General features: G+C 45.9%; 21 protein-coding genes. 17 read left to right on the top strand and 4 right to left on the bottom strand.

What is annotated here, in order from left to right:
• Positions 1-6: 6 nt before the first annotated feature.
• The gene (locus ED312_RS03070) at positions 7-1,719 is read right to left on the bottom strand and encodes a GMC oxidoreductase (protein WP_123214537.1); all 1,713 of its coding nucleotides are present in this window, start codon (positions 1,717-1,719) and stop codon (positions 7-9) included.
• Between the two features lie 143 nt (positions 1,720-1,862).
• Here ED312_RS03070 and ED312_RS03065 point away from each other — a divergent pair, with 143 nt between their 5' ends.
• The 7 genes from ED312_RS03065 to ED312_RS03035 all read left to right on the top strand — a co-directional run bounded on the left by ED312_RS03065 (position 1,863) and on the right by ED312_RS03035 (position 9,599).
• On the top strand, positions 1,863-2,873 hold the full coding sequence (locus ED312_RS03065) for a sugar phosphate isomerase/epimerase family protein (protein WP_123214536.1): 1,011 nt from the start codon (positions 1,863-1,865) through the stop codon (positions 2,871-2,873).
• Positions 2,874-2,957: 84 nt separating this feature from the next.
• Complete coding sequence (locus tag ED312_RS03060; RefSeq protein ID WP_123214535.1) at positions 2,958-4,190, top strand: MFS transporter; 1,233 nt, start codon at positions 2,958-2,960, stop codon at positions 4,188-4,190.
• Positions 4,191-4,377: 187 nt separating this feature from the next.
• On the top strand, positions 4,378-5,511 hold the full coding sequence (locus ED312_RS03055; protein WP_123214534.1) for a Gfo/Idh/MocA family protein: 1,134 nt from the start codon (positions 4,378-4,380) through the stop codon (positions 5,509-5,511).
• A 234-nt stretch (positions 5,512-5,745) separates the two neighbouring features.
• The gene (locus ED312_RS03050; protein WP_123214533.1) at positions 5,746-6,885 is read left to right on the top strand and encodes a Gfo/Idh/MocA family protein; all 1,140 of its coding nucleotides are present in this window, start codon (positions 5,746-5,748) and stop codon (positions 6,883-6,885) included.
• A gap of 58 nt (positions 6,886-6,943) precedes the next feature.
• Positions 6,944-8,014 carry a sugar phosphate isomerase/epimerase family protein gene (locus tag ED312_RS03045; RefSeq protein ID WP_123214532.1) on the top strand — a complete coding sequence of 357 codons (1,071 nt, stop codon included), beginning with the start codon at positions 6,944-6,946 and terminating at the stop codon, positions 8,012-8,014.
• Between the two features lie 41 nt (positions 8,015-8,055).
• On the top strand, positions 8,056-8,817 hold the full coding sequence (locus ED312_RS03040; protein ID WP_123214531.1) for a 3-keto-disaccharide hydrolase: 762 nt from the start codon (positions 8,056-8,058) through the stop codon (positions 8,815-8,817).
• A 65-nt stretch (positions 8,818-8,882) separates the two neighbouring features.
• Positions 8,883-9,599: a 3-keto-disaccharide hydrolase gene (locus ED312_RS03035; protein WP_240643006.1), complete on the top strand. Its 717-nt coding sequence runs from the start codon at positions 8,883-8,885 to the stop codon at positions 9,597-9,599.
• 81 nt (positions 9,600-9,680) lie between these two features.
• On the opposite strand, the gene ED312_RS03030 is transcribed toward ED312_RS03035, so the two are convergent.
• Positions 9,681-10,799, bottom strand: a complete 1,119-nt coding sequence (locus ED312_RS03030; protein ID WP_123214530.1) for a hypothetical protein — start codon at positions 10,797-10,799, stop codon at positions 9,681-9,683.
• A gap of 221 nt (positions 10,800-11,020) precedes the next feature.
• On the opposite strand from ED312_RS03030, the gene ED312_RS03025 reads away from it, so the two are divergent.
• Genes ED312_RS03025 through nadD form a run of 3 tightly spaced genes read left to right on the top strand, consistent with a single transcriptional unit; the run spans position 11,021 to position 13,119 of the window.
• The gene (locus ED312_RS03025; protein WP_123214529.1) at positions 11,021-11,878 is read left to right on the top strand and encodes a YicC/YloC family endoribonuclease; all 858 of its coding nucleotides are present in this window, start codon (positions 11,021-11,023) and stop codon (positions 11,876-11,878) included.
• Between the two features lie 39 nt (positions 11,879-11,917).
• Positions 11,918-12,514, top strand: a complete 597-nt coding sequence (gene gmk, locus ED312_RS03020) for a guanylate kinase (protein WP_123214528.1) — start codon at positions 11,918-11,920, stop codon at positions 12,512-12,514.
• A 20-nt stretch (positions 12,515-12,534) separates the two neighbouring features.
• A complete protein-coding gene (gene nadD, locus ED312_RS03015; RefSeq protein WP_123214594.1) occupies positions 12,535-13,119 on the top strand; it encodes a nicotinate (nicotinamide) nucleotide adenylyltransferase in 585 nt (194 codons plus the stop codon).
• Positions 13,120-13,454: 335 nt separating this feature from the next.
• Here nadD and ED312_RS03010 read toward each other — a convergent pair whose 3' ends face one another.
• The gene (locus ED312_RS03010) at positions 13,455-14,453 is read right to left on the bottom strand and encodes an NAD(P)H-dependent glycerol-3-phosphate dehydrogenase (protein WP_240643000.1); all 999 of its coding nucleotides are present in this window, start codon (positions 14,451-14,453) and stop codon (positions 13,455-13,457) included.
• 217 nt (positions 14,454-14,670) lie between these two features.
• Between ED312_RS03010 and ED312_RS03005 the strand changes: the two genes are divergently transcribed.
• The 7 genes from ED312_RS03005 (at position 14,671) to ED312_RS02970 (ending at position 25,396) form a co-directional block, all read left to right on the top strand.
• The gene (locus ED312_RS03005) at positions 14,671-15,615 is read left to right on the top strand and encodes a nicotinic acid mononucleotide adenyltransferase (protein ID WP_123214526.1); all 945 of its coding nucleotides are present in this window, start codon (positions 14,671-14,673) and stop codon (positions 15,613-15,615) included.
• A 347-nt stretch (positions 15,616-15,962) separates the two neighbouring features.
• Positions 15,963-18,311 (top strand): penicillin-binding protein 1C, encoded by a 2,349-nt coding sequence (gene pbpC / locus ED312_RS02995; protein WP_123214524.1) that lies wholly within the window; start codon positions 15,963-15,965, stop codon positions 18,309-18,311.
• Positions 18,312-18,563: 252 nt separating this feature from the next.
• Positions 18,564-19,064, top strand: coding sequence for a GbsR/MarR family transcriptional regulator (locus tag ED312_RS02990; protein ID WP_123214593.1), 501 nt, complete (start codon positions 18,564-18,566; stop codon positions 19,062-19,064).
• A 16-nt stretch (positions 19,065-19,080) separates the two neighbouring features.
• On the top strand, positions 19,081-20,208 hold the full coding sequence (locus ED312_RS02985; protein ID WP_123214523.1) for an efflux RND transporter periplasmic adaptor subunit: 1,128 nt from the start codon (positions 19,081-19,083) through the stop codon (positions 20,206-20,208).
• 9 nt (positions 20,209-20,217) lie between these two features.
• Positions 20,218-23,367 carry an efflux RND transporter permease subunit gene (locus ED312_RS02980; RefSeq protein ID WP_123214522.1) on the top strand — a complete coding sequence of 1,050 codons (3,150 nt, stop codon included), beginning with the start codon at positions 20,218-20,220 and terminating at the stop codon, positions 23,365-23,367.
• Between the two features lie 19 nt (positions 23,368-23,386).
• Positions 23,387-24,790, top strand: coding sequence for an efflux transporter outer membrane subunit (locus ED312_RS02975; protein WP_123214521.1), 1,404 nt, complete (start codon positions 23,387-23,389; stop codon positions 24,788-24,790).
• A gap of 9 nt (positions 24,791-24,799) precedes the next feature.
• On the top strand, positions 24,800-25,396 hold the full coding sequence (locus tag ED312_RS02970) for a TetR/AcrR family transcriptional regulator (protein ID WP_123214520.1): 597 nt from the start codon (positions 24,800-24,802) through the stop codon (positions 25,394-25,396).
• Positions 25,397-25,508: 112 nt separating this feature from the next.
• On the opposite strand, the gene ED312_RS02965 is transcribed toward ED312_RS02970, so the two are convergent.
• Entirely contained in the window at positions 25,509-25,988 is a 480-nt protein-coding gene (locus ED312_RS02965) for a CYTH domain-containing protein (RefSeq protein WP_123214519.1), read from the bottom strand.
• Between the last annotated feature and the right edge of the window lie 24 nt (positions 25,989-26,012).

Genomic DNA, 26,012 nt, shown 5'->3' with positions numbered 1-26,012 from the left:
TTTGTTTTAAATATTCATTTTTTTCAGTTCGTTCACTGCGTGATCCGCTGCCCTTGCAGTAAGGGCCATATAAGTCAGGGATGGGTTAACACAACTGGCGGAAGTCATTGCCGCACCGTCAGTTACATATACGTTAGGCACAGCGTGTATCTGGTTGTTTCCGTTGAGCACAGAGGTTTTCGGATCTCTTCCCATACGTGCCGTTCCCATTTCATGGATACCGAGACCGGGGGCCCCGGGATTGTCATAAGGTCTTATCTCTTTAAATCCGGCAGCTTCCAGCATATCTATGGCCTGCTGTTTCATATCCTTACGCATATTAAATTCGTTCTCACGGAATTTAGCATCAAAAGTTACGGTTGGCAGCCCCCATTTATCTGTCTTTTCATAGTCCAGGAACATCTTATTGTCGTGGTGTGGCAGCATTTCTCCGAAGGCAGTCATATTAATACCCCAGCCACCAGGCTGAAGGATTAGCTCTTTCAACTCTTTACCATAAGATAATTCTTTTACCGTATTAGTCAAATCACCTCTTCCGCCGCCACCCTGGTAGCCGTAACCCCTGAGGAAGTCTTTTTTATCAGTATTCCCTCCCAGGTTGCGGAACCTCGGGATATAGAACCCGTTGGGCCTTCTGCCTTTGAAGTATTTATCTTCGAAGCCGTCCACTTTTGCGGAAGCCCCCACCTGGAAATGGTGGTCCATCAGGTTGTGCCCGAGTTCTCCCGAATCGTTCCCCATTCCTTCCGGGAAACGTTCGGATTTGGATTGCATCAGGATTGAGGTAGACCCGATAGCAGAAGCACAAACAAAGATCACTTTGGCTTTGAATTCATAAGTTTCATTACTTTCCGCATCTATAATCCTCACTCCGGTAGCACGTTTCTTATCCTTATCATACATAATTTCATGTACTATAGAGAACGGGCGAAGTGTCATGTTCCCGGTACGCTCGGCAGCAGGAAGCGTAGAAGAATTACTGCTGAAATAGGCTCCGAAAGGACATCCTCTGGCACAACGGTTACGGAACTGGCAGTGGCTCCTTCCGTCAAACTGCCCTCCGGTTATATGTGCTACCCGGCCAATGGTTAATAACCTTCCGTCATCAAATTTGCTGGCCATGGCTTTTTTCAGGTCTTCCTCCACACAGTAAAGTTCCATAGGCGGAAGAAATTGCCCGTCCGGCAATTGAGGTAAGCCCAGTTTTTCACCACTCACCCCTATATGCTTCTCTACATAGTCATACCAGGGTGCTATATCTTTATAACGGATAGGCCAGTCTACGGCTACGCCCTCCTTTAAATTCGCTTCAAAATCAATGTCACCATGCCTGTAACTCTGCCTTCCCCACATAATAGAGCGTCCTCCCACATGATATCCACGCATCCAGTCAAAACGTTCTACTTCATTATAAGGGTGCTCCAGGTCGTTCACAAAGAAGTGTTTGGTATCCTGGCGGACGGTGTAACCGGTCCTCGCCTGTTTTGCCTGCTTGCGAAGATCTTCCTGTGTAGGGGCCCCTCCGTTTTCCATATCCCAGGGGTCCAGGTGCATCGTAGGGTAATCTTCTATATGTTTTACCATGCGCCCCCGCTCCAGTACCAGGGTTTTCAAGCCTTTCTCACACAATTCTTTAGCAGCCCATCCGCCGCTCACTCCGGTGCCTATTACAATAGCATCGTATTCCTCCTGCGGAGGATTATAGTACATAGTGCCCATTATTCGTAATTTGTTTTTATATTAGAGTAAGCTTCAAATATATAAATTTTATATATTTTTCGATAAATTTTTTTGTAAGATAAATACATATTACTTTTAAAACTTATTATTTTAGCAATTCTTAAATCAAAATACCGATTATAATGAACAGACGAAATTTTATCGGGAATTCCGGTAAAGCCGGTATAGCCTTATCGTTACTGGGACTATATGCTTGCAAAGACCCTAAAAAAGATAAAGAGTCCCTGTCTGCAACACCGGAAAAAGCTATTGCTGAAAAAGAAAGCACTCCTTTTTTTAAATTATCTCTGGCACAGTGGTCCATCCACAGAATGATAATGGAACAAGGTTTCGACCCGCTGGACTTTGCAAAGAAAGCAAAAGCATGGGGATTTGAGGGACTGGAATACGTAAGCCAATTATACCGGAAAGAACTGGAAAAAAATTCCAGCTCCGCTGCGGCTGTCTATAATCTTGCCAGGGAACTCAACAAACGCAGTAATGACAATGATATAAAAAACCTCGTTATAATGGTAGATGCCGAAGGCAATCTCGGGGTTAGGGACAAAACAGAACGGACCAGGGCCATTGAAGCCCATCATAAATGGGTAGATGCAGCCGCTATACTGGGTTGCCACTCCATCCGGGTAAACCTTTTCGGTGAACAGGACCCTGAGGCCTGGAAACAATACGCTGCCGAAGGCTTGTCCGGTCTTGCCACATATGCCGCGAAATCCGGTGTGAACATACTGGTAGAAAACCACGGCGGTTTTTCCTCTGACGGTGAGCTACTGGCGGAAGTTATGCAGGAAGTGAACATGAAAAACTGCGGCACACTCCCCGATTTCGGTAATTTCTGCATAAAAAGGGAAAACGGTGAACCCTGGGGAGCACCATGTGTGGAAGAGTACGACAAATATAAAGGAGTACGGGAATTAATGCCATTCGCCAAAGCTGTAAGCGCAAAATCATATGATTTCGATGAAGCCGGGAACGAAACAACTATAGACTACGTAAAAATGCTGCAAATTGTTAAAGATGCAGGCTATACCGGGTATATCGGTGTAGAATATGAAGGGGAAAGGCTCAGTGAAGAGGAAGGCATTCTTGCCACTAAAAAACTGCTGATCAATGCTGCAAAACAAATTTCATAGCTTCAGACATTAGCCCTCCCGCATATCTGTTTGCAACTCATCCGACATCTGAATCTCATATTTAAATCTAACATTTAACCATCTATGAATAAAAAAACACAATTCCAGCTCTCCCTGATGATGTTTCTCGAATTTTTCATCTGGGGAGGATGGTTTGTCTCCCTGGGAACTTTCCTGGGGCATAACCTGGACGCAACCGCAGGACAATCTGCCCAGGCATTCTCCACACAATCCTGGGGTGCCATTATCGCTCCCTTTATTATAGGACTTATTGCCGACAGATATTTTAATGCGGAGCGCATTCTCGGAATACTTCATCTCATTGGTGCCGTTCTCATGTACCAAATGGCCGGTACTACCGAATTCACTGCTTTTTATCCCTATGTTCTCGGATATATGATCTTGTACATGCCTACCCTCGCACTGGTAAATTCGGTTGCCTTTAATCAAATGAAAGACCCTGCGAAGGAGTTCTCTTTCGTACGGGTATTCGGTACCATCGGATGGATCATTGCCGGAGTACTTATAAGCCGGGTGTTCCATTGGGACTCTGCGGAAGGTGTGGAAAACGGCATGTTGAAAAACACCTTTTTAATGACGGCGGTAGCTTCCGCAATACTGGGGATTTTCAGTTTTACCCTTCCCAAAACTCCTCCTAAAGTCAGCAAGGGAGAAAAAGTCACCCTGTCTGACGTACTCGGACTGGAAGCCCTGAAACTGTTAAAAGATAAGAACTTCCTCATGTTCTTTATCTCTTCCGTATTGATTTGTATTCCCCTGGCTTTCTACTATCAGAACACTCACCCGTTCCTTACGGAAGCAGGTTTGGAAAGTCCTACGGAGAAAATGGCTTTGGGCCAGGCATCCGAAGTCTTGTTTATGCTGCTCCTGCCATTTTTCTTTAAAAAGTTTGGTTTCAAAAAGACCATCCTTGCCGGAATGCTGGCATGGACACTACGTTACCTGTTATTTGCTTACGGCAATGCCGGAGAACTTGCGTTTATGCTCCTTACGGGTATTGCGTTACATGGCCTCTGTTATGATTTCTTCTTTGTTTCCGGTCAGATATATACAGATACCAAGGCAGGAGAAAAATACAAAAGTGCGGCACAGGGACTCATTACCCTGGCTACCTATGGTGTGGGTATGCTTATCGGATTCTGGGTAGCCGGTAAGATTACCGATACGTACCTCGCAGCAGATGGTTCTCACAACTGGGAGAACATATGGATCTTTCCTGCTATTTTTGCCTTTGCCGTATCCGTGCTTTTTGTCCTGTTATTCCGGAACGAAAAAGTGGAATACAAAAATTCGTAAACTTTTCCGGACCGTATACGGGACCGCAGTATTTATGATTTAAGAAAAACCAACAATGAAGGACACTTCATTTACGGATAATATATTAAAGAACGAAAATCCGGGATCATCCGGATTTTCATTCCATTTTTTCCAGTAATCCTTTTTATTTTAATTTTAAACACAACAATAACATACTAACTAAAAAATGAGCACTAAAATCAGATTAGGAATTCTCGGAGGGGGTGGCGATTCGTTAATAGGGGTATTGCACCGGGTTGCTTCCTCCATGTATGATAGTTACCAATTAGTAGGCGGCGTATTTAACCCTGATTTTGAACAGAATATCGGCTTTGCCGAAAAAATCGGTATTCCTACCAACCGGGTGTATAGAGACTTCGACACATTGATCGAAGAAGAACTTAAACTCCCCGAAACCGAAAGGATGGAGGTGATTTCAATCCTGACACCCAACTTCCTTCATTTTCCCATGGCAAAAAAGCTGCTGGAAAACGGGTTCAATGTCATTTGCGAAAAACCGATGACCACCACCTATGAGGAAGCAAAAATACTGAAAGAGATCCTCGGTAAATCCAAAACCATATTTGCAGTAACCTACACCTATACCGGGTATCCTATGGTGCGCCAAATGAAAGAGATGATCGCGTCCGGGATGATCGGCACCATACAAAAGATAGATGTACAGTATTACCAGGGATGGATCAACCCTATCATCCACGATGCGGAAAAACGTGCTGTCACATGGCGACTCGACCCCGAAAAATCCGGGATCAGTTGTTGTATAGGCGATATCGGTACGCATGCTTTTGACATGATAGAATACGTGACCGGAATGGAAGTAAAAGAAATACTTGCGGACCTCAATTACGTGTACAGTGATAATAAAATGGATGTTGACGGTACTGTACTTCTGCGTTTCTCCGAATTTGTAAAAGGGCTTATCCGCACCAGCCAGATCGCTACCGGCGAAGAAAACAACTTTACCGTGAGTATTTACGGCAATAAAGGAGGCCTGAAATGGGAACAGGAAAACCCCAATTACCTCTATCACCTCACCGAAGACGGCCCGTTAAAAGTATTAAAGCCCGGACACGCGTATAACAGTCAATTGTCTTTGGACGGCAGTAAATTGCCTCCCGGGCATCCCGAAGGTATTTTCGATTCCATGGGCAATATCTACAAGGGAGTTGCCAGAGCTATCCGGAACGAAAAATACCATCCCGGTGAGTTTCCTACTATAAACGATGGCGTTCGCGGTATGAATTTTATTGAAAAAGTAGTTGAGTCCCATAAAAAAGGGAATGTCTGGGTAGAAGTATAAGCCCGGCATTACGGAAGCTTTCCGAATAATTTTTCATAAAAAGTTCTTTCACCGAAGAGAAAGTGTATAAAAAACGTTTTTTAGGTGCTTCTAAGGTTAAAGGCAGCTAAACATATTTAATTTTCGACATATATTTTGTACTTTTTAGGCACGCTCTCAACAAAGGCTTTTGAGGGATCATCAAAAGCCAAAAATAACCGGTGAATTAAGCAGCTAAAAAATAAACAAAGCAAAATGAGAAGACTAAGAATGGGTATGATCGGTGGCGGAATCGGTTCTTTTATGGGCGGTGTCCATAGAAAAGCATCTGCCATGGATGGTATGATAGAACTCGTATGTGGCGCCTTCAGCAGCACTGCGGAAAAATCCAGAGAAACCGGAAGGTCGCTTTACCTTCCTGAAGAAAGGTGTTATGGCAATTTTGAGGAAATGATCTCAAAGGAGAAAGAACTGCCCGAAGGAGAACGAATGGACTTCGTAGCTATTGTCACCCCCAACCACCTTCATTTTGAGCCTGCAAAAATGGCCCTGGAGAACGGGTTTCATGTGGTATGTGACAAACCCATGACACTTACCGTAGAAGAAGCAAAAACCCTGGAAAAACTCGTAAAGGAAACGGGACTTTTATTTGCCCTGACCCATAATTACACAGGCAATGCCATGGTAAAACAGGCCAGGAAAATGGTGGAAAGCGGTGATCTTGGGAGCATTCGCAAAATCCATGTTCAGTATTTACAGGGCTGGATGGCTGCCGAACTCGACGAACAGGCCGCCATAAAACCCTGGAGGGCCGACCCCGCCAAATCGGGTGTCGGAGGTTCGCTGGCAGATATAGGCACCCATGCCGAAAACCTGGTTTCTTACATCACGGGAACAGACATTACCGAACTTGCAGCCGATCTCGGAAGAATCGGTGAGGGCAGGGTCCTGGATAACGACGGCAACATCCTGTTCCGTATGAAAAACGGTGCAAAAGGTACCATGTCCATCTCGCAGATCGCGGTGGGCGAAGAAAACGACCTTGCTATACGTGTATACGGCAGCAAAGGGAGCATTCAGTGGAACCAGGAAGATTCTACCCGCCTGTACGCCAAATGGGTGGACAAGCCGGAGCAGACATTTACACCGGACGGGAATTCCATTTACGATGAAGTAAGAGCCGTTTCCCGGATACCTAAAGGGCATCCCGAAGGATACCTGGAAGCTTTTGCCACCATTTACAGGAATTTCGGAAGGCATCTTATGAACGTACTGGAAAACAAACCCTTTGAGAACCCGGATTACCCCACGGTAAGTGACGGTGTCAGAGGAGTACAGTTCATACATGCCGCAGTAAAGAGCGATGAGAACAACGCTGCCTGGGTGAGCATTTAACCGAAGGTTCCCGGAGACACAAACAAACTCTATTAAAAGTTAAATTAAAATAATCATAATGAAAACAATTAAAGGCCCTGCCGTATTTCTGGCACAGTTTGTAGACAACAAAGCGCCTTTCAATTCGCTGGACGGTCTGTGTAACTGGGCCGCCGGACTGGGCTATAAAGGTATTCAGATACCCACTCCCGAAACTTTCCTGATAGACCTGGATAAAGCGGGAAGCGTAGACGAATCGGAAGGACAGGATTACTGTGATGAACTCAAAGAAAAAGTGGGTTCCTACGGACTGGAAATAACCGAACTTTCTACCCACCTTCAGGGACAGCTTGTAGCGGTACACCCTGCTTACGATGTTATGTTCGACAATTTTGCCCCGGACAAATATAAAAACAACCCGAAAGCCCGGACAGCATGGGCTGTAGACCAGGTAAAAAAGGCCGCAGTTGCCAGTCGCCGGTTAGGGCTTAAGGCACATGCTACCTTTTCCGGTTCCCTCCTGTGGCACACCGCACACCCCTGGCCACAGCGTCCGCCCGGACTTGTGGAAATGGGTTTTGAAGAACTGGCAAAACGCTGGAAACCCATTCTGGATACTTTCGATGAAAACGATGTGGACGTATGTTATGAAATCCACCCCGGCGAAGACCTGCACGATGGCGATACTTTTGAAAGGTTCCTGAAAGCTACCGACAACCACAAAAGAGTAAACATATTATATGACCCCAGCCACTTCGTATTACAACAACTGGATTATATCGCTTACATAGACCATTATCACGAATTTATAAAAGCCTTCCATGTTAAGGATTCCGAGTTCAACCCTACCGGAAAAAAGGGAGCTTTCGGAGGGTTCAATGACTGGAGAGATCGGGCGGGAAGATACCGTTCCCTCGGAGACGGGCAGGTGGATTTCAAGACCATTTTCTCCAAACTCACCCAGTACGGATGTGACGTATGGGCCGTTATGGAATGGGAATGCTGTATAAAATCACCGGAACAGGGAGCCCGGGAAGGCGCCCCGTTCATTCAGAGCCATATCATAGAAGCCACGGAAAAGGCATTTGACGATTTCGCAGGTGCCGACACGGATGATGAAAAATTAAAAAAAATCCTGGGGTTGTCTTAGGTAATACCCCGCCCCGTTAATTAGCTAAAAAATATATTAACATGAAGAAGATAAGTTATTTCGCCCTTGCACTGGTTTTCCTGGCAGGTTGCAAAGAGGCAAACAAAAAAGATACACAGGAATCCGCTTCAAAAAAAGAAACGGCCGGTGTGGAAAAACAGGAGAAAAAAGAAGAAGGGGACTGGGAAGTCCTTTTTGACGGCAAGACCTTTAACGGATGGCACGGTTATAATGCCGATGAGATCTCCCCCGAATGGAGTATCCGGGACGGTGCAATGGTGCTCACCCCGGATAACAACAGTAAAACCGGTGGAAAAAACCTGGTTACCGATAAAGATTATACCAACTTTAAACTCTCCCTCGAATGGAAAATTTCCGAAGGGGGGAACAGCGGTGTCTTCTGGGGTGTAAAGGAAATCCCGGAATTACATGAACCTTACCAGACCGGCCCGGAGGTACAGGTATTGGACAATGAAAGGCATCCCGATGCCAAAGCCGGAAAAACACATCAGGCAGGTGCCCTGTATGATATGGTTGCCCCCTCCGAAGATGTAGCCAAGGTCGCAGGAAAATGGAATACCATGGTCCTGAAAATAGATCACAATGCCAATGAGGGGAAAATATGGCTGAACGGTGTGGAAATTGTTAAATTCCCGGTACACGGTGAAGCATGGCAGAATATGATTAAAAAGTCCAAGTTTAACGGCTGGGAAGGTTTCGGTGCCTATCAAACCGGAAAAATCGGGCTACAGCATCATGGCGACGGCGTTTCTTTCCGGAACATAAAGATCAAGGAACTATAATGCCCGAAGAAAGAACAAAGATGAAAAAGACACACATATTTATTACCATCTGTCTCTTCGGAAGCATGTACACCCGTGGACAGGAAAAACAAGGTGAAAAAGAACCCACAAAACCGGAGGAAACCGAATTTTACGAACCCGTTCCGCCCGTAGTAACCCCTGCAAGCGAAAACAGCGCTCCGAGCGACGCTATCGTATTGTTCGACGGTAAGGACCTGGATCAATGGGTCAGCACAAAAACCTCCTCCAAAGCTTCCTGGACATTGAACAGGGACGGGAGTATGTCTGTAAAACCCGGAGCAGGGGACATACAAACCAAAAAAAGCTTTGGTGACGTACAGCTGCACCTGGAGTGGAAATCTCCCGAGAAAATAAAAGGGGACGGACAAAACCGCGGAAACAGCGGAGTGTTCCTGCAGGACCGTTATGAAATACAGGTCCTGGACAACAATGATAACGATACCTACGTGAACGGGCAGGTAGGAGCCGTCTATAAACAACACGTGCCCCTGGCCAAAGCTTCCGTTAAAACAGGGGAATGGAATACTTACGATATTATTTATCACGGCCCGGAATTTGATGAAGCGGGCAATAAGACCAAACCTGCTACCGTAACTGTACTGCACAACGGTATTCTGGTTCAGGACCATGTAGCAATAAAAGGTACAACCGAATATATCGGGTGGCCTAAGAACGAACCCCACGGAGAAGGCCCTGTCCGGTTACAGGATCACGGCAGTGAGGTCAGTTACAGGAATATTTGGATACGGGAGCTCCGGTAAGCAAAAATATCCTGTTATCAACAAGAGGTTGTCTTCACTTTTTTGACAACCTCTTGTTGTATACCGTAACGGCAAAAGATGTTAATGATGGTGATCGTCTTCCGATACGGACTCCATAATCAGGGTTAATTCCGTCTCAAAAACAAGGCCGGTGACCGAATTGGCCTGCACACGAATCTTGTATCGTCCCTGTTCCAAAACATGGTTATGTGCTACCGTAACCAATCCGGTTTCCTCATTTATACCGATAATATTGTCTTCATTCCCAAAAGCTGCCCCGTCCTTTTCTATCGCCAGGATCTCAAAACTCTGCTTGTATTTTTCCGGGTAAAACACCGGAGGGTTACTTTCAAAGGCATCGTAAAGCCCTATATAGAGCTGGTTTAACGTCACAGACAGGTCGTACTCCGAATAATAGGCCCCGTAAAAAAATTTCATTTCCGGTAAAAGCACTACCCGGAACTGCCTGGATGCCACTGTAAAGCCATCTTTTTTCAGTGAAGGGATCAGGTCATAGGTCCATTCAGTCTTTTTTTCTTCATCTCCTGCCCCTTCCCTTACGATGATCCGATGGTCCCGGACCGTTATATTCGGATCGGGCCATCCGTTCATGTGAAGTTCCCAGGACATATCGGAAGTAAAAAAATCAGGGACTTTCAGGGAATAGTTCAGTTCTCCCTGGTCATATAAAGCATACGCATAAGGAATGGCTTCGGTATTATCCACTTCTTCAATTTCAAGTTTGGCCGGAAGGACCTTCAGGGAAAATGTTTGTTGTACCGGTTTAAAACCTTCGGAAGAATGAGCACTTACCGTAACCTGATACGTCCCGGGAAGTATGGCCCCTGATATTTCCGACTGCATGGCGTTGGGATATAGATTTTTCGTGTCTATCTCGATTTTGCCTGATCCGGAATTAAAAGTCACGGACCGCTCCAAAACATCCCGGAGCGTTACATCATCCGTAATTTTCAGGTCTTCCGTTTCTTCAAAAGTAATTTCAAAACTTACATGCTGATCTTTCGTAAGCTCTCCCGCCAGGTCCAACTCTGCCTGTGTCCCATAGACCAGATTTACTTGTTGTTCCATATCCAGCGGCGCAAGATAGCCCGATATGATCTCTTCATCCTCACACGAGGAAATCAGCACTCCAAGCCCCAAAAGAAGGCCCTTACATAATTTGCGGTAAAAAGTATTCATGTTTCAAATTTTTGAAGGCAAATATACCTTAGAAATCATTGCAAACGCAACTATGTTGCATTAAAATATTTAAAAATTTAATATTACCAAAAAGCCGGGGTTCGCAAAATCCTCCATCCTTTTCTCCGTCTTTTCCCTTTGAATACTACTATACTTTCAAACATTTTTCTAAACTTTTCTATTTTACTTACCTTTGTGCAACTTTTCTTTAAAAAAACCGGATGATAAAATCTATGACAGGTTTCGGGAAGTCTGTAATACAACTTTCCACCAAAAAAATAACCGTAGAGCTGAAATCGCTCAACAGCAAAAGCCTGGATGTTAATGCCAGGATACCTTCCCAGTACCGGGAAAAAGAACTACAGATGCGGAGTACCATTGCCAATACCCTGGTAAGGGGCAAGGTGGATTTCAGCCTGTACGTGGAGATCACCGGAGAAGAAACCTCATCGCAGGTCAACGAAGCTGTGGTGAACCAGTACATAAAACAATTGAAAAATATTGTTAACGGAGAAGAGATAGAGCTTCTGAAAATGGCGGTAAGAATGCCGGATGCGCTCAAAACAGAGCGCAGCGATATCGATGAAGAAGAATATCAAGCCATTAATCAGGCCCTTAAGGAAGCACTGGTAGAGATCAGCACCTTCCGCAGCGAAGAGGGAAAAGCCCTGGAAAAGGATTTCCTGTTGCGGATAAACAATATTTCTTCCCTGCTGGACCAGGTAAAACAGCTAGACCCGGAGCGGATGGTCCAGGTTCGGGAACGCCTTGAAAAAGCCGTAGCGGATATCCGCGAAAATGTAGATCAGAACCGTTTTGAACAGGAACTTATATACTACCTGGAGAAATTCGATATCACGGAAGAAAAGGTACGCCTGTCCAATCACCTCGATTACTTTCTCAGCACCCTGAAATCTGACGATTCCAACGGTAGAAAGCTCGGGTTCATATCCCAGGAGATCGGAAGGGAAATCAATACTATCGGCTCTAAAGCCAATTATGCGCCCATGCAGAAACTGGTCGTGCAGATGAAAGACGAACTGGAAAAAATCAAAGAACAGGTACTTAACGTATTATAGGATCTTTCAGGAAGTACTCTCAAAACTAGATTATACAACATGGTAAACAACGATTCCCAACAAGGCAAACTCATCGTGTTTTCCGCTCCTTCCGGCAGCGGAAAAACCACTATCGTACGCCACCTGCTCGGCATTGAAAAACTGAACCTCGATTTTTCCATATCGGCTACCTCCCGCGCTCCCAGGGGGAACGAGGTAGACGGGAAAGATTATTACTTTCTCAGCCTCCAGGAGTTTAAAAACCATATAAAACAAGGCGACTTCCTGGAATGGGAAGAAGTTTACCGGGATAATTTTTACGGCACCCTGAAAAGTGAAGTAGAACGCATATGGACCACAGGCAAACATGTTATTTTCGATATAGATGTAGCGGGCGGGCTCCGCATAAAAAAGAAATTCCCGGAACAGACCCTGGCAGTTTTTGTTAAACCCCCGAGTGTGGACGAACTGAAAATACGGTTGAAGAAACGCAAAACCGAGCCCGAAGACAAGATCAACATGCGGATCGCAAAAGCATCGGTAGAGCTGGCCACTGCTCCCCAGTTCGACAAGATCATCCAAAATTACGACCTGGAAACTGCCCTGAAGGAAGCAGAACAACTGGTAGATCAATTTGTAAACCGGGAGAACAAGTAATACAAGTCATTGCTTTGGAAATACACAAAAAAACCGGACTTTATTTCGGGACATTCAATCCCATTCATATCGGGCATGTTATCATAGCCAATCATTTTGCCGAACACAGTGATCTGGACGAAATATGGCTGGTTGTTACCCCGCACAACCCGTTCAAGAAAAAAAATTCCCTCCTCCCGGACCACCACCGCCTGGAAATGGTATACCGGGCGACGAATGAACTGGAAAAGCTGAAACCTTCGGATATAGAGTTCAAATTACCTCAACCCAATTATACCGTAAATACACTGGTACATCTTCAGGAAAAGTACCCCGGGCGGGAATTTTGTCTTATCATGGGCGAAGACAACCTTAAGGGCCTCCACAAGTGGAAAAACCACGACATCATACTGCAAAACCACTCCGTATATGTATACCCCAGGATAACCACTGCACCGGAGCCTCCCCCCCTTCAAGATCATCCCCGGATCCGCAAAATAGATGCCCCTGTCATAGAAATATCCTCAACGGCCATTCGCAGGGACATAAAAGAGGGGAAAAACGTTACCCCGCTTCTGCACCCGGCCGTCTGGAAATATATCGATGAGATGAATTTTTACAGGTAAGACCCGGAAGTACGAATACATTTTAAAGTTCAAACCGCTTCCCGGTGTTTTCCAGGTTCTGAGTTCTTTAGTTGTGAGATTCTTCTTTATTATCAAGCATTTCGCGACGGTTATCAAGATTAGTCCCACCAAATTCCGGCCGTGAATAACGGATATGTCAATGGTTGTTTGAGCCTTCTCCAAACAGGCTTTCAGTCCCCTATAAAACTATGCATTCCGTTGCATATACCATATAAGTTCCGAATTCCCCAACTCCAAAAACCTTTTTTTACCTGATCCGGGCTTTCCCTACGGGAGACACTCACCCGGGTAAATATAAAGAAGGACCAGCCCTGTCAATCCAGCTTTTCCGAAAGTTTCTTGAATACTTTTTTGGGTTCTTTTCCCTCGTATAACACATTATAAACAGCGTCCATAATCGGGGTCTTGATCTTTTTGTCGTGCTTTTCGTTTATGATATGTGCACTTTTAGCCGCATAATATCCTTCGGCCACCATACTCATCTCCATCATGGCCGATTTTACCGTGTATCCCTTGCCTATCATATTGCCAAACATCCTGTTTCGTGAAAAAACGGAATATCCCGTAACCAGCAGGTCTCCCAGGTAAGCAGAATTATTGATATTTCGTTTCATTTTATGCACCCGCTTTATAAAGCGCCGCATCTCCCTTATGGCATTACTCATCAGGACGCTCTGAAAATTATCCCCGTATCCCAGACCGTGGGCTATTCCGGCAGCTATCGCATAAATATTCTTCAATACCGCAGCGTATTCCGTACCGATAATATCATCGGATATCTTCGTTTTTATATAGTCGCCTGCAAGACTTTTTGCCAGCATTTTGGCTTTTTCCGGATCGGCACAGGCAATCGTCAGGTATGATAACCGCTCCAGGGCAACTTCTTCCGCATGACAAGGCCCTGTGATAACCCCGATATTTTCAAAAGGTATGCCGTATTCATTGTGAAAGTGTTCACCTACTATAAGCCCGGTTTCGGGTACAATACCCTTTATCGCCGAGAAAATAATCTTATCCTTTATGGGAACGGTAAGCTTTTCCAGTTCAGAATGCAGAAAGGCCGAAGGTACCGCAAAGATCAGTATATCCGCATAGGAGACGGCTTCGTTTATATCGTTTGTCAGGCGAAGCCGCTCCGGGTGGAATTCAACCGCACTCAGGTAGTTGGGGTTATGCCCTTCATGCAGAATATGCTCCTTCACAAAAGTGTTGCGCATATACCAGCCGATTTCTTTCAGGTTTTCCGATAACATCTTAACAATGGCCGTGGCCCAGCTCCCTCCGCCGATCACGGTAATTTTCATAGCACTCATTACAGTATGTTTCATTAATACGACAACCTAATTCTGCCCGGCAAAACCCGCTTTTATCCCCATACATTCCATCATACCACCCCCTGCGCAACCGGGCATTTCATACACCAAAAGTAACCAAAAAACAGTCCAATCCATTACCTTTTGATTACCAATATATTAACTTTTTGGCACAGGAATTGGTAATACTTCTTCGGACAACTCAAAAATGTACGCTATGAAAAACATACAATTACTCTTAGGATGTATTCTGATTTCGGGGATAGTAGCTTCCTGTTCCGTACAGGACGATTATTTTGATGATGATATCTCCCTTAACCAGCTTTTATCTTCTTATGACCTTTGGTATGTGGATATCCACAGCACTGCCGGGAACGGGGAAGTTCCCTTTCTCCAGAATGCATTTACCGTATCTTTCAGGAACGGAACACTATATGCCAATAATAACCTTGCGGGCATAGGGACAACCGGAAATGGTTTTGGTATAGACGTAGGATATTATGATGTCTACGACCTCTCCATAGTCATCGATCATGATATAGACGGGCAATGGGAATTTGAAGTTTACCAGTCCGCAAACAACGAAATAGAGTTGTATAATCCTTATTCCGGTACTTCGTATTTCCTGATAGGGTATCAAAGGAGTAATTTCGATTATGACAAGGTATTTTACGAGAACATCCATTATTTCCTCCAGGAATATGAGGCCTGGGAGAAAACATATACATCCGGGCAGGGAGAACCAAATATTTTTGACAGGGAGAACTTCCTTCAGTTCCTCCCCGATTCCGGGGGAAAGTTCTGGTCATCAAAAGATCGCCCCGGCACCAATATCGACCATATTTTCTGGGATTATAAAGGGCAATACGAAATCTTTAACGTTTCGGGCCAACCGGACCTCAAAGTTTTAACATTAGATTATGAATCACCGGACAATGAACGTTTTGAACTCAGCGTTATAGATGAGAGAACCATTGAATTATACCATATACGTACCGGAAGTATATATCAATTCACAGGAAGAAGGTTCATCCGGTGCCTGAGACCGGAAGGCAATTCCGGGCAGAAAACCGAACCTGCAGGAAGAAAACGAAAAAAGGTCATAGACAAGACCATACAGATAGAAAGACAAAGCGAAAGCAGAAAAATAAAGGTTAGTTGATTTTTGGTTGGTTATTTAGTTTGGAAACCGCCCTTTGCCGTACTTGCACAAGGGCGGTTTCTTTTTGAAAACAAGTGTAAAAGTTGCGGAGTTTTTTTAGTTGGGAGTTCTGAGTTGTCTCTTCTTTATCATTCTGTTTTGTGCCGGGAAAGTCTGTTTTTCCACATTGTGATGAGAATTCATTCTCCTGCATCCGGTATCAGCTAAAAACGTTACCAAATACCCCACTAACCAACTCCAAAACTAACCAACTCCCAAACTATTATGAGCCCGATCCTTTTTTTAACAACCAAGCCTGTTCCGTTTGCGGAAAAAAGAATAATTTCATCCGGTAAAACAAATTTCCATTGCACCGGCTTATACGCTTCATAAAAAAACATCCTGTTAAGATCACGATCTTTATCGTGTTACTTATCATTTATTTTTTTTGCCTGCCCGACCCCTTGTTCCGCGATCCTTCTTCAACAGTTATAGAAAGTAAAAACGGGGATCTGCTCGGCGCCAGGATAGCTGAGGACGGGCAGTGGCGTTTCCCCGAAAGTGACAGTGTCCCGGAAAAATTCGAACAGTGCATCCTCCACTTCGAAGATGAATATTTTTATTATCACCCGGGCTTTAACCCCGTATCTGTTGCCAAAGCCATGGTACATAACCTGAAAGCAGGAAGGGTAATCCGTGGCGGAAGTACCATTACACAGCAGGTCATTCGTCTTTCCCGGGACGGGAAGCGGCGCACTTACGTTGAAAAATTTGTTGAGATCATACTGGCAACCCGGCTGGAGCTGCGCTGTTCCAAACAAAAAATACTCGCCCTGTATACCTCCCATGCCCCCTTCGGCAGCAATGTAGTGGGGCTGGATGTAGCGGCATGGCGTTATTTCGGCGTACTACCCCACCAATTGTCCTGGGCCGAAAGTGCTACCCTGGCGGTCCTGCCCAATGCTCCTGCCCTCATCTACCCCGGAAAAAACCAGGAAACCCTGCGTAAAAAACGAAACCGGCTGCTAAAAAAGCTCCTTGAAAAAGAGGTAATCGATTCTACTACCTATACACTGGCCATTACGGAACCATTACCGCAAAAACCCTTTCCCCTGCCGCAAACTGCCCCGCATCTGCTGCAATACGCCGGGAGAAACCATGCGGGAAAGAGAATTCGTACCACCGTGAGCCATGATCTGCAACACAGGGTAAACAATATTGTAAAACAGCATTACGGGATACTGAAACAAAACGAAGTATACAATGCCGCCGTATTGGTCATGGATGTCCATACCCGCGAAGTCCTGGCTTATACCGGCAACACTCCTACGGACAAAAAACATCAGAAAGATGTGGATATTATCCACGCCCCCCGGAGTACGGGCAGTATTATGAAACCTTTCCTTTATGCCGCCATGCTGGATGCAGGCGAACTATTGCCCCATACCCTGGTGCCGGATGTCCCTACACAGATTTCCGGCTATACCCCGGAAAACTTTGACCCGAAATACGACGGAGCCGTCGCCGCAGACAATGCACTGGCCCGATCGCTTAACATTCCTTTTGTACGGATGCTCCAGGAATATGGGCTGGAACGTTTCAGGGACAAACTCTCAAAATTCCGCCTGAAGGACATAGACAAACCTGCGGATTACTACGGGCTTACCCTGATCCTGGGCGGAGCCGAAAGCAACTTGTGGGACCTGTGCAAAACCTATGCTTCACTGGCTTCTACCGTAAACCACTTCCGGGAAACTTCCAGCGAATACTATACCGGCGAATTCACGGAGCCCGTGTGGATGGCCGGGGAAAAAGCCGGTTTCGGGGATATTTCACGGGAAAAAACCGTACTGGATGCCGGAAGTATTTACCTTACCTTTCAGGCCATGCAGGAACTGAACAGGCCGGAAGGCAACGAGGCCTGGCAATACTTCGATTCTTCCAAAAGGATCGCGTGGAAAACAGGGACGAGCTTCGGGAACAGGGATGCCTGGGCCATCGGGGTCACCAAAGATTATGTGGTCGGTGTCTGGGCAGGAAACGCGGACGGAGAAGGAAGACCCGGCCTGACCGGTGTTACCGCGGCAGCCCCTGTACTCTTTGACGTATTTGATGCTTTACCCGTATCTGCATCGTTCCCTGTACCTTTTGACGAACTGGCGGAGGCCGAAGTATGCCGCAATAGCGGTTATATGGCCACTCCCCTATGCCCGAAAAAGACCATACGCATCCCGCTCACAGGTCAGCGTACAAGCCCCTGTCCGTTCCACCATCTCGTTCATCTGGACCAGAACCGCCGGTACAGGATCAATACCTCCTGCGAAACCGTGACCAATATTGTAACGGAACCGTGGTTTACACTTCCCCCTATTATGGAATACTATTACAAAACAAACCATACCGGCTATAAAAGCCTCCCTCCCTTTCGTGCCGATTGTTTTACCGAAGGTCCGGCTGCCATGGATTTTATCTACCCGGAAGAAGGGCGGACGGTTGTGCTGCCCAAGAACTTTGAAGGGACTACCAATAAACTGGTCGTAAAGATAGCGCATTCCAAACCCGGGACTACCGTATTCTGGTACCTGGACGAGCACTTCCTCGGACACACCAGGACCTTTCACGAAATGGCCGTCCTCCCGGAAGAAGGGAAACATCTTATTACGGTTATCGATGAGTTCGGGAATGAGATCAAACGCAGAATCGAAGTCAAAAGATAAACGCTTTCCTTTCTTTCACGCCCTGGTAATATTACCACACTCCTTTTTACTTCCGCCCCCCCGGCTCCGCTTCTGCAAAATTGTATGCCCGGAAAACAAAAAAGTGAGCCGGACGGCTATTTCACGTTAAGCCTGTTCTGGCCAGACAAGAACGATTCCGGTCCTTATTTAACAATAAATTAACTCCTTTTTGGTTCGGTATAAAACGAACCTTAGCTATATTTGCCCGAATTTTCAACATATAAAGTACATATGCAGTGTGAAGACTTAGAGAAGGAAAAATGTAATCTGATAGAAGAACTGGGAGTTTATTTTGAGAAAAACGAGGCATTTTCTCCGCTGTCTGCAAGGATCTTTTCTATTATGGTCCTAACGGGAGAAGGCGGGATAACATTTGATGAGCTTTTGGAAAAACTGGAAGCCAGCAAAAGTTCTGTTTCTACCAATTTACAACTATTACAGTCAACGGGAAAAATCACCTATTTTACCAAAACAGGCGACAGAAAGCGATATTTTAAAATTGCCCCGGACCAGATGCTGGTACGTCTGGATGAGAAAATAGAACAGTGGAAAAGGGAAAAGCAACTATTAGAAAAAGTACATTGCTACAAGACCAGGTCCATGCAAAACAGTGACCTGGAAGCAAATAAGGCAGGACTTATGTTCAACCAGCATTACATCAAATTTGCCGATGAAATGCTGAATAACCTCATACGATTAAGAGAAAATATTTCAAACACCATAAACCAATAATAATAAGCAGACTGACATGAGAACAAAAACTATTTTAAAATACATGGTGGCAATTGCCGGGATTGTTCCGTTCCTCACAAGTTGTAACGGAGGGCAACCTCAGGGACAACAGGCTATGGCTATGCCGTTTCCCACAGTAAAAGCCGGGAAAAAGGATGTTATGGCCTATAAGCGGTTCCCGGCCAGCATAGAGGGTGTGGTAAGCAGTGACGTACGTGCCAAAGTTTCCGGTTATATACAGGATGTATTGGTAGACGAAGGCGAAAACGTCAGAAAAGGACAGGTACTTTTCCGTCTCGAAACCCTCTCCCTGAGCCAGGACGCAGAAGCTGCCAAGGCACAGGTAGATGTAGCACAGGTAGAAGTAGATAAGCTTGTGCCCCTGGTAGAGAAGGGTATCATAAGCCAGATACAACTGCAAACCGCGAAGGCCGGTCTGGCGCAAGCCAAAAGCAATTATAACAGTATTACCGCCAATATAGGTTATGCAACCATTAAAAGCCCGGTAGATGGCGTTGTAGGTTCCATCCCCTTCCGCAAAGGGGCACTGGTGAGTGCCACCGATGCTACGCCATTGACCAATGTATCCAGCATAGACCAAGTGTATGCGTTCTTCTCCATGAATGAAAAAGACTTTATTTCTTTTACGAGAAGTGTGGAAGGCAAAACACTGGATGATAAGGCAAAAAACATGCCCAAAGTAAAGCTGTTGCTTGCAGATGGTTCCGAATACGAAGAAGAAGGGACCATAGAGACCATTACAGGGCAAATAGATCCGCAAACCGGTACGGTAAGTTTCAGGGCCACTTTCCCGAACCCCACCGGCTTGCTGAGAAACGGAAGCAGCGGCACCATCCTGGTACCGGAACAATACGACGATGCTTTGGTTATACCCGCACTGTCCACCTTTGAACAACAAGGTAAAAAATTCGTCTATATCGTAGCAGATAATGATTCTATCTACTCCAGGTCGGTGGAATCCGTGGCAGAAGTGGACAACTTACTGGTTATCAGTGACGGCATAAAAGAAAATGAAGAAATACTGGGCAAAGGTGTCGGAAAAGCACGACCGGGGATGAAAATCGCTCCGCAACCCACCAGTATAGACAGCATCGTAAATTCATTTAACACCGTATTCAAATAGGAAAAAACCATGCTTAAAAAGTTTATAGAAAGACCGGTATTATCCACAGTAATATCGATCATCATCCTAATACTCGGGGTTCTGGGGCTTTACACGCTGCCCGTCACGGAATATCCCGACATTGCACCTCCCACGGTACAGGTAACCGCCAGTTACCCGGGAGCTAACGCAGAAACCATTCTGGAAAGTGTAATCATCCCTATAGAAGAGCAGGTGAACGGGGTGGAAGGAATGACCTATATGACCTCTACCGCGAGTAATGACGGTAGTGCTACCATCCAGGTGTATTTTGAACAAGGTATTGACCCCGATATTGCTGCGGTAAACGTACAGAACAGGGTAGCAAGGGCTAATTCCGTTTTGCCGTCCGAAGTTACCCGTTCCGGGGTAATTACACAAAAACGGCTGAACTCGGCCTTGATGTACCTGGGGGTATATTCCGAAAACCCTGACTATGATGACACCTTTGTACAGAACTACCTGAGCATAAATATCCGTCCCGAATTACAAAGGATAAAAGGGGTCGGTGACGTATCTGTATTCGGAGCCAAGGATTACTCCATGCGTATCTGGATAGACCCCGCCAAAATGGCTTCTTACGGCCTCACGACCAACGATGTTATAGGTGCCATCGGTGAGCAGAGCCTTGAGGCTGCCGCAGGATCACTCGGCCAGAACTCGGGAGAGTCTTTCGAATATGTTATCAAATATAAAGGACGCTATAAAACAGCCGAAGAATACGGAGATATTGTTATAAAGGCTCTGGGCAACGGCAGGTTTTTAAGGGTTAAAGACGTCGCCAAGGTAGAGCTCGACGCTTTCTCTTATACCGGATTGAGCCGTACGATGACCTACCCGGCCTCTAATGTCGGAATATTCCAGACTCCCGGTTCCAATGCCCAGGAAGTTATAGAAGCTATCCATGCCAAAATGGACGACCTGAAAGCCAATTTCCCCGAAGGGATAGATTATGTCGTGTACTATGACACCAACAAATTCCTTTCCGCGTCTATCGAAAAGGTACAACACACCCTGATAGAAGCGTTTTTACTGGTTTTCGTCGTGGTATTCATCTTCCTGCAGGACGTAAAGTCCACACTGATACCCGCAATTGCGGTACCTGTGGCCATTGTGGGTACGTTCTTCTTCCTGCAGTTATTCGGATATTCGATAAACCTGCTCACGCTGTTCGCACTGATCCTGGCTATCGGTATTGTGGTCGATGATGCCATTGTCGTCGTCGAGGCCGTCCATTCCAAGCTCGAAGAAGGGTACGACAACGCGCTGAACGCCACCGTATCGGCCATGAGTGAGATCAGCGGGGCCATTATATCCATTACCTTGGTTATGGCGGCCGTCTTTGTGCCCATTACGTTTATACAGGGGCCTTCGGGAGTATTTTACGAACAGTTCGGGGTAACCCTTATTGTGGCCATCCTGATCTCGGCAGTCAATGCATTGACGCTGAGCCCGGCCCTGTGTGCCATATTCCTCAAACCTCATAAAGATCATCCGGACGCCAAGAAAAATGTGCTGCAACGTTTTTATAGCGCATTCAACATCGCTTTCAACAAGATGACCGAGAAATATGCCAAATCGTTGGGCTTTCTCACCAAGCACAAATGGATCACTGCAGTTATCCTTATTGCGGCGGTACTAGGTATATTCTGGGCAAACAACAACACACCTACGGGCTTTGTACCTTCGGAAGACCGTGGTTTTGTCATGGTCAACGTTGAATTACCTCCCGGTTCTTCTCTGGACAGAACCTATAGTGTAACCGAGGAACTGCACGACATTATCAGCAGTATAGAAGGTATCCGGGCAGCCGGTTTGATAAACGGCAGGAACTTCTTCTCCGGTTCGGGTAGCTCATATGCCATGGGATTCATTATCCTCGAAGACTGGGAAAAACGTACTACTGACGCAACTTCGATCGATGCCATTGTAGGCCAGCTTTTCCAGAAGACCGCGGCAATATCCGATGCCAATATCATCTTCTTTACCCCTCCCAGCGTACCCGGATTCGGTAATTCCGACCTCGAGCTGCAAATTCTCGACCGCGCTGCAGGAGACATAAAAGACCTGGACAATGTAGCCAAACAATTTGTCGGCGCACTGAACCAGAGCCCGGAGATCGGATTTGCCTCCAACTCTTTCAGCACCAATTACCCCCAATTGGAAATGGAGATAAACGTTCCCAAGGCCAAAGAAGCCGGAATTGGTATTAGCGACATATTATCTACGCTTCAGGGATATATCGGTGGTTTTTATGCAACCGACTTCAGCCGGTTCGGAAAACAATATAAAGTGTTCGTACAATCCGAACCCGATGATCGTAAAGACCAGTCCAGCCTGAACAGTATGTTTGTACGTAACGGTAATGGAGAAATGGCGCCTATTTCGGAATTCGTAACACTGAAAAGGGTATACGGGCCCCAAACGGTAAACCGCTTTAACCTTTTCAACGCCGTAACCGTTAACGGGGCTACTGCCGAAGGATTCAGTACCGGAGACGCCATTGCAGCTATCGACAAACTGGCAAAAGAAACGCTGCCAAATAACTATGAAGTGGCATATTCGGGACTTACCCGTGAAGAGATTAACTCGGCCGGACAGTCCATTATCATTTTTGCCCTGAGTATCCTCTTCGTATATTTCTTCCTGGCAGCCCAGTACGAAAGTTACATTTTACCGCTTTCCGTATTGTTATCGCTTCCTGTGGGAGTGGCAGGTGCGTTCATTGCTACCAAACTTGACGGACTGCAGAACAACATCTACTTCCAGATAGCGCTGATCATGCTTATCGGGTTGCTTGCCAAAAATGCCATTCTTATTGTGGAATTTGCCATACAACGGCGCAAACATGGCATGTCTATCGTAGAGGCTGCTATTGATGCAGGTAAAGCACGTCTGCGACCTATCCTTATGACATCCTTTGCATTTATCGTAGGGCTCATGCCCCTGGTCCTTGCCAAAGGTGTAGGTGCCGAAGGTAACAACTCCATAGGTACCGGTGCTGCTTTTGGTATGCTTATCGGTACGCTTGTCGGAGTATTCATTATCCCTACGCTCTTCGTCGTGTTTCAGTGGTTACAGGAACGCATAAGTGGAACCCCGGAATTTGAATCTGTACAGGAAGAATCAAAAGAAAGCTAACAACACCATACGATAAGATATGAATTATAAAAGAATCTTTAAAATAACTGCGATAGCAGGGTTTGCATTTCTCATGCAATCCTGCTTCGTAGCCAAGACCTACGAGCGCCCGGAAGTGGAAGAGACCGAAGGGCTTTACCGTACGGACGAACTGCCGCAAGACAGTATCTCCATGGCAGACGTTTCCTGGGAAGAACTCTTTACGGACCCTTACTTACAGGATCACATAAAAAAAGGACTGGAAAACAACCTGGATATCCGTATAGCCATTCAACAGATCGTCGCTGCAGAAGCTTACATGAAGCAAGGGAAGGCCGGGTATTTCCCTACATTCAGTATCGGAGTTGATGCAAGCCGGCAGTTCCTGGCTCAAAACAGCCAATTCGGATCTTTCTTTAGCGGCCATATAGACCAGTTCCAGCTTACCGGAAATCTCTCCTGGGAAGCCGACATCTGGGGAAAAATAAGAAGCAACCGCAGGGCTTTTCTGGCTTCTTACCTGCAAACCGTATCGGCCCATCAGGCAGTGAAAACGGAACTCGTAGCTTCCATCGCCTCTGCGTATTACCAGTTACTGGCCCTTGACGAGCAACTGAAGATCACCGAAGAGACCATAGAAAACAGGAGGTCCAGCCTCGAAACCACCAGGGCCCTTAAAGATGCCGGAAATGTAACCGAAGTAGGTGTAAAACAGACCGAAGCACAGCTTCACACCGCAGAAGCCCTGCTGGTGGATCTCAAAGCCAATATAAAGATCCTCGAAAACACCATGAGCATTCTTCTGGGGGAAACGCCCGGGACTATCGAAAGAGGCAGTCTGGAAAACCAGAATATCGATACCGAACTCAGGCTGGGTGTCCCTGCACAATTGCTGCAGAACCGTCCCGATGTGGTTGCCGCCGAGTACGGGCTCATCAATGCTTTTGAACTCACCAATGTGGCCAAAAGTAATTTCTATCCCTCCTTGACGCTTACCGCTACGGGAGGTTTTCAGAGTATAGACTTTGACAAGTGGCTGGACTCCGGATCTCTTTTTGCAACCATTACAGGAGGGTTAGTTCAACCTATCTTTAACAGGAGACAGATAAAGTCCGAATACGAAGCTTCCAAAGCAAGACAGGAGGCATCACTGCTGGAGTTCAGGAAAACCCTGCTAACCGCAAGCAAAGAAGTTTCCGATGCCCTGTATACATACCAGGCCGAAACCGAAAAGATAGACATCCGCAAAAAAGAACTGGATGCCTATTCCCTGGCGACGGAATATTCCGAAGAATTACTGAACAATGGTATGATCAACTACCTCGAAGTATTGACAGCGAAAGAACAAATGCTGAATTCGGAATTAAACTATATTAATTCCAGGTATGAACAACTGAATGCCATCATTTCCCTGTACAAAGCACTGGGAGGCGGGTGGAAATAATACCGGAAGATGATAACCAAAGAAGAGTTTTTAAAGTTATCTATCGCTAATTTTACCCGGTTCGGCAGCCGAAATTTCACTATGGATCAACTGGCTGCCGAACTCGGTATTTCAAAAAAGACCATATACCAGCATTTCAGTAACAAGCACGAACTGGTTTCCGCCAGTTTTCAGTACCTGCTCAATAACATCAGACGGGAACTGGCCTGTATTGAGCAAAAGCAGAAAGACAATCCCCTCTATTGTATTGTGAGGTTCCACAAACTGGGGATCGACAAATTACAATCATTCAATCCCTCTTTTTTGCACGGACTGAAGAAATATTATCCGGAGGCGTATACCCAATATGAAGCTTTCAAGAGAGACATCGTATACGGTACGATCATTAACCTGCTGAAAAAGGCCCAGCAGTTAAAGCAACTGAGAGAGAATATACGCCTGGAACTGTTTTGCGAATTGTACCTTTTACGTATGGACGAGGTGATCTTCTCCCAAAAACTACTGGATGATTATGACAAAGACACCGTGCTGGAATATCTTATAACCAACAGTCTCCGCGGGTTAATGGAACCGGAATATATCTGTAAACAGGGTTTTGCAGTATAAGCTCATATCCCGGAACATCACAGGGACCCGGAAGAAAAATTTTGTTTTCGTTTTAATAAATGGTTAATTGTAGAGAACCGTTGGTCATTCCATGTAATGCCCGACGGTTTTTTTATTCCTCCCCATCCCATGTGCTGTATGGGTTCCTGCTCAGCTGCGAATTGTAGTAACGACGGTCCCCGGTCACCTCCTCTCCCAACCAGTCCGGCCTGTCAAACTCATCTTGTTCCGAGAACAGTTCGATCTCCGCCACAATGAGCCCCGTATTTTCTCCGGCAAACGCATCGACCTCAAAAAAGTGTTTTCCGTTTGGTATCTCGTACCTGGTTTTCTCTATGATCCCTTTTTCGCACAGCAGCAAAAGTTCTTCGGCCTCCCCTGCGGGAATTTCCTTTTCCCATTCGTACCTAGACATCCCTCCGGCATCTGATTTTCCTTTCACCGTTATAAAGCCTTTATCTCCCTTTATGCGTATGCGTACGGTCCTTTCCGGGTCCGTATTTAAAAACCCCTGCACGATACGGGTTGCGGACTTCGCCTCCTTTTTAAACCCGTCCGATCTCACCAAAAATTTACGTTCTGTTTCTATCATTCCCTTTTTATTGACCAAAGTTTC

It is taken from the genome of Sinomicrobium pectinilyticum (assembly GCF_003725735.1).
Lineage (GTDB): Bacteria > Bacteroidota > Bacteroidia > Flavobacteriales > Flavobacteriaceae > Sinomicrobium > Sinomicrobium pectinilyticum.
This window is presented reverse-complemented; position numbering and strand designations above follow the sequence as displayed.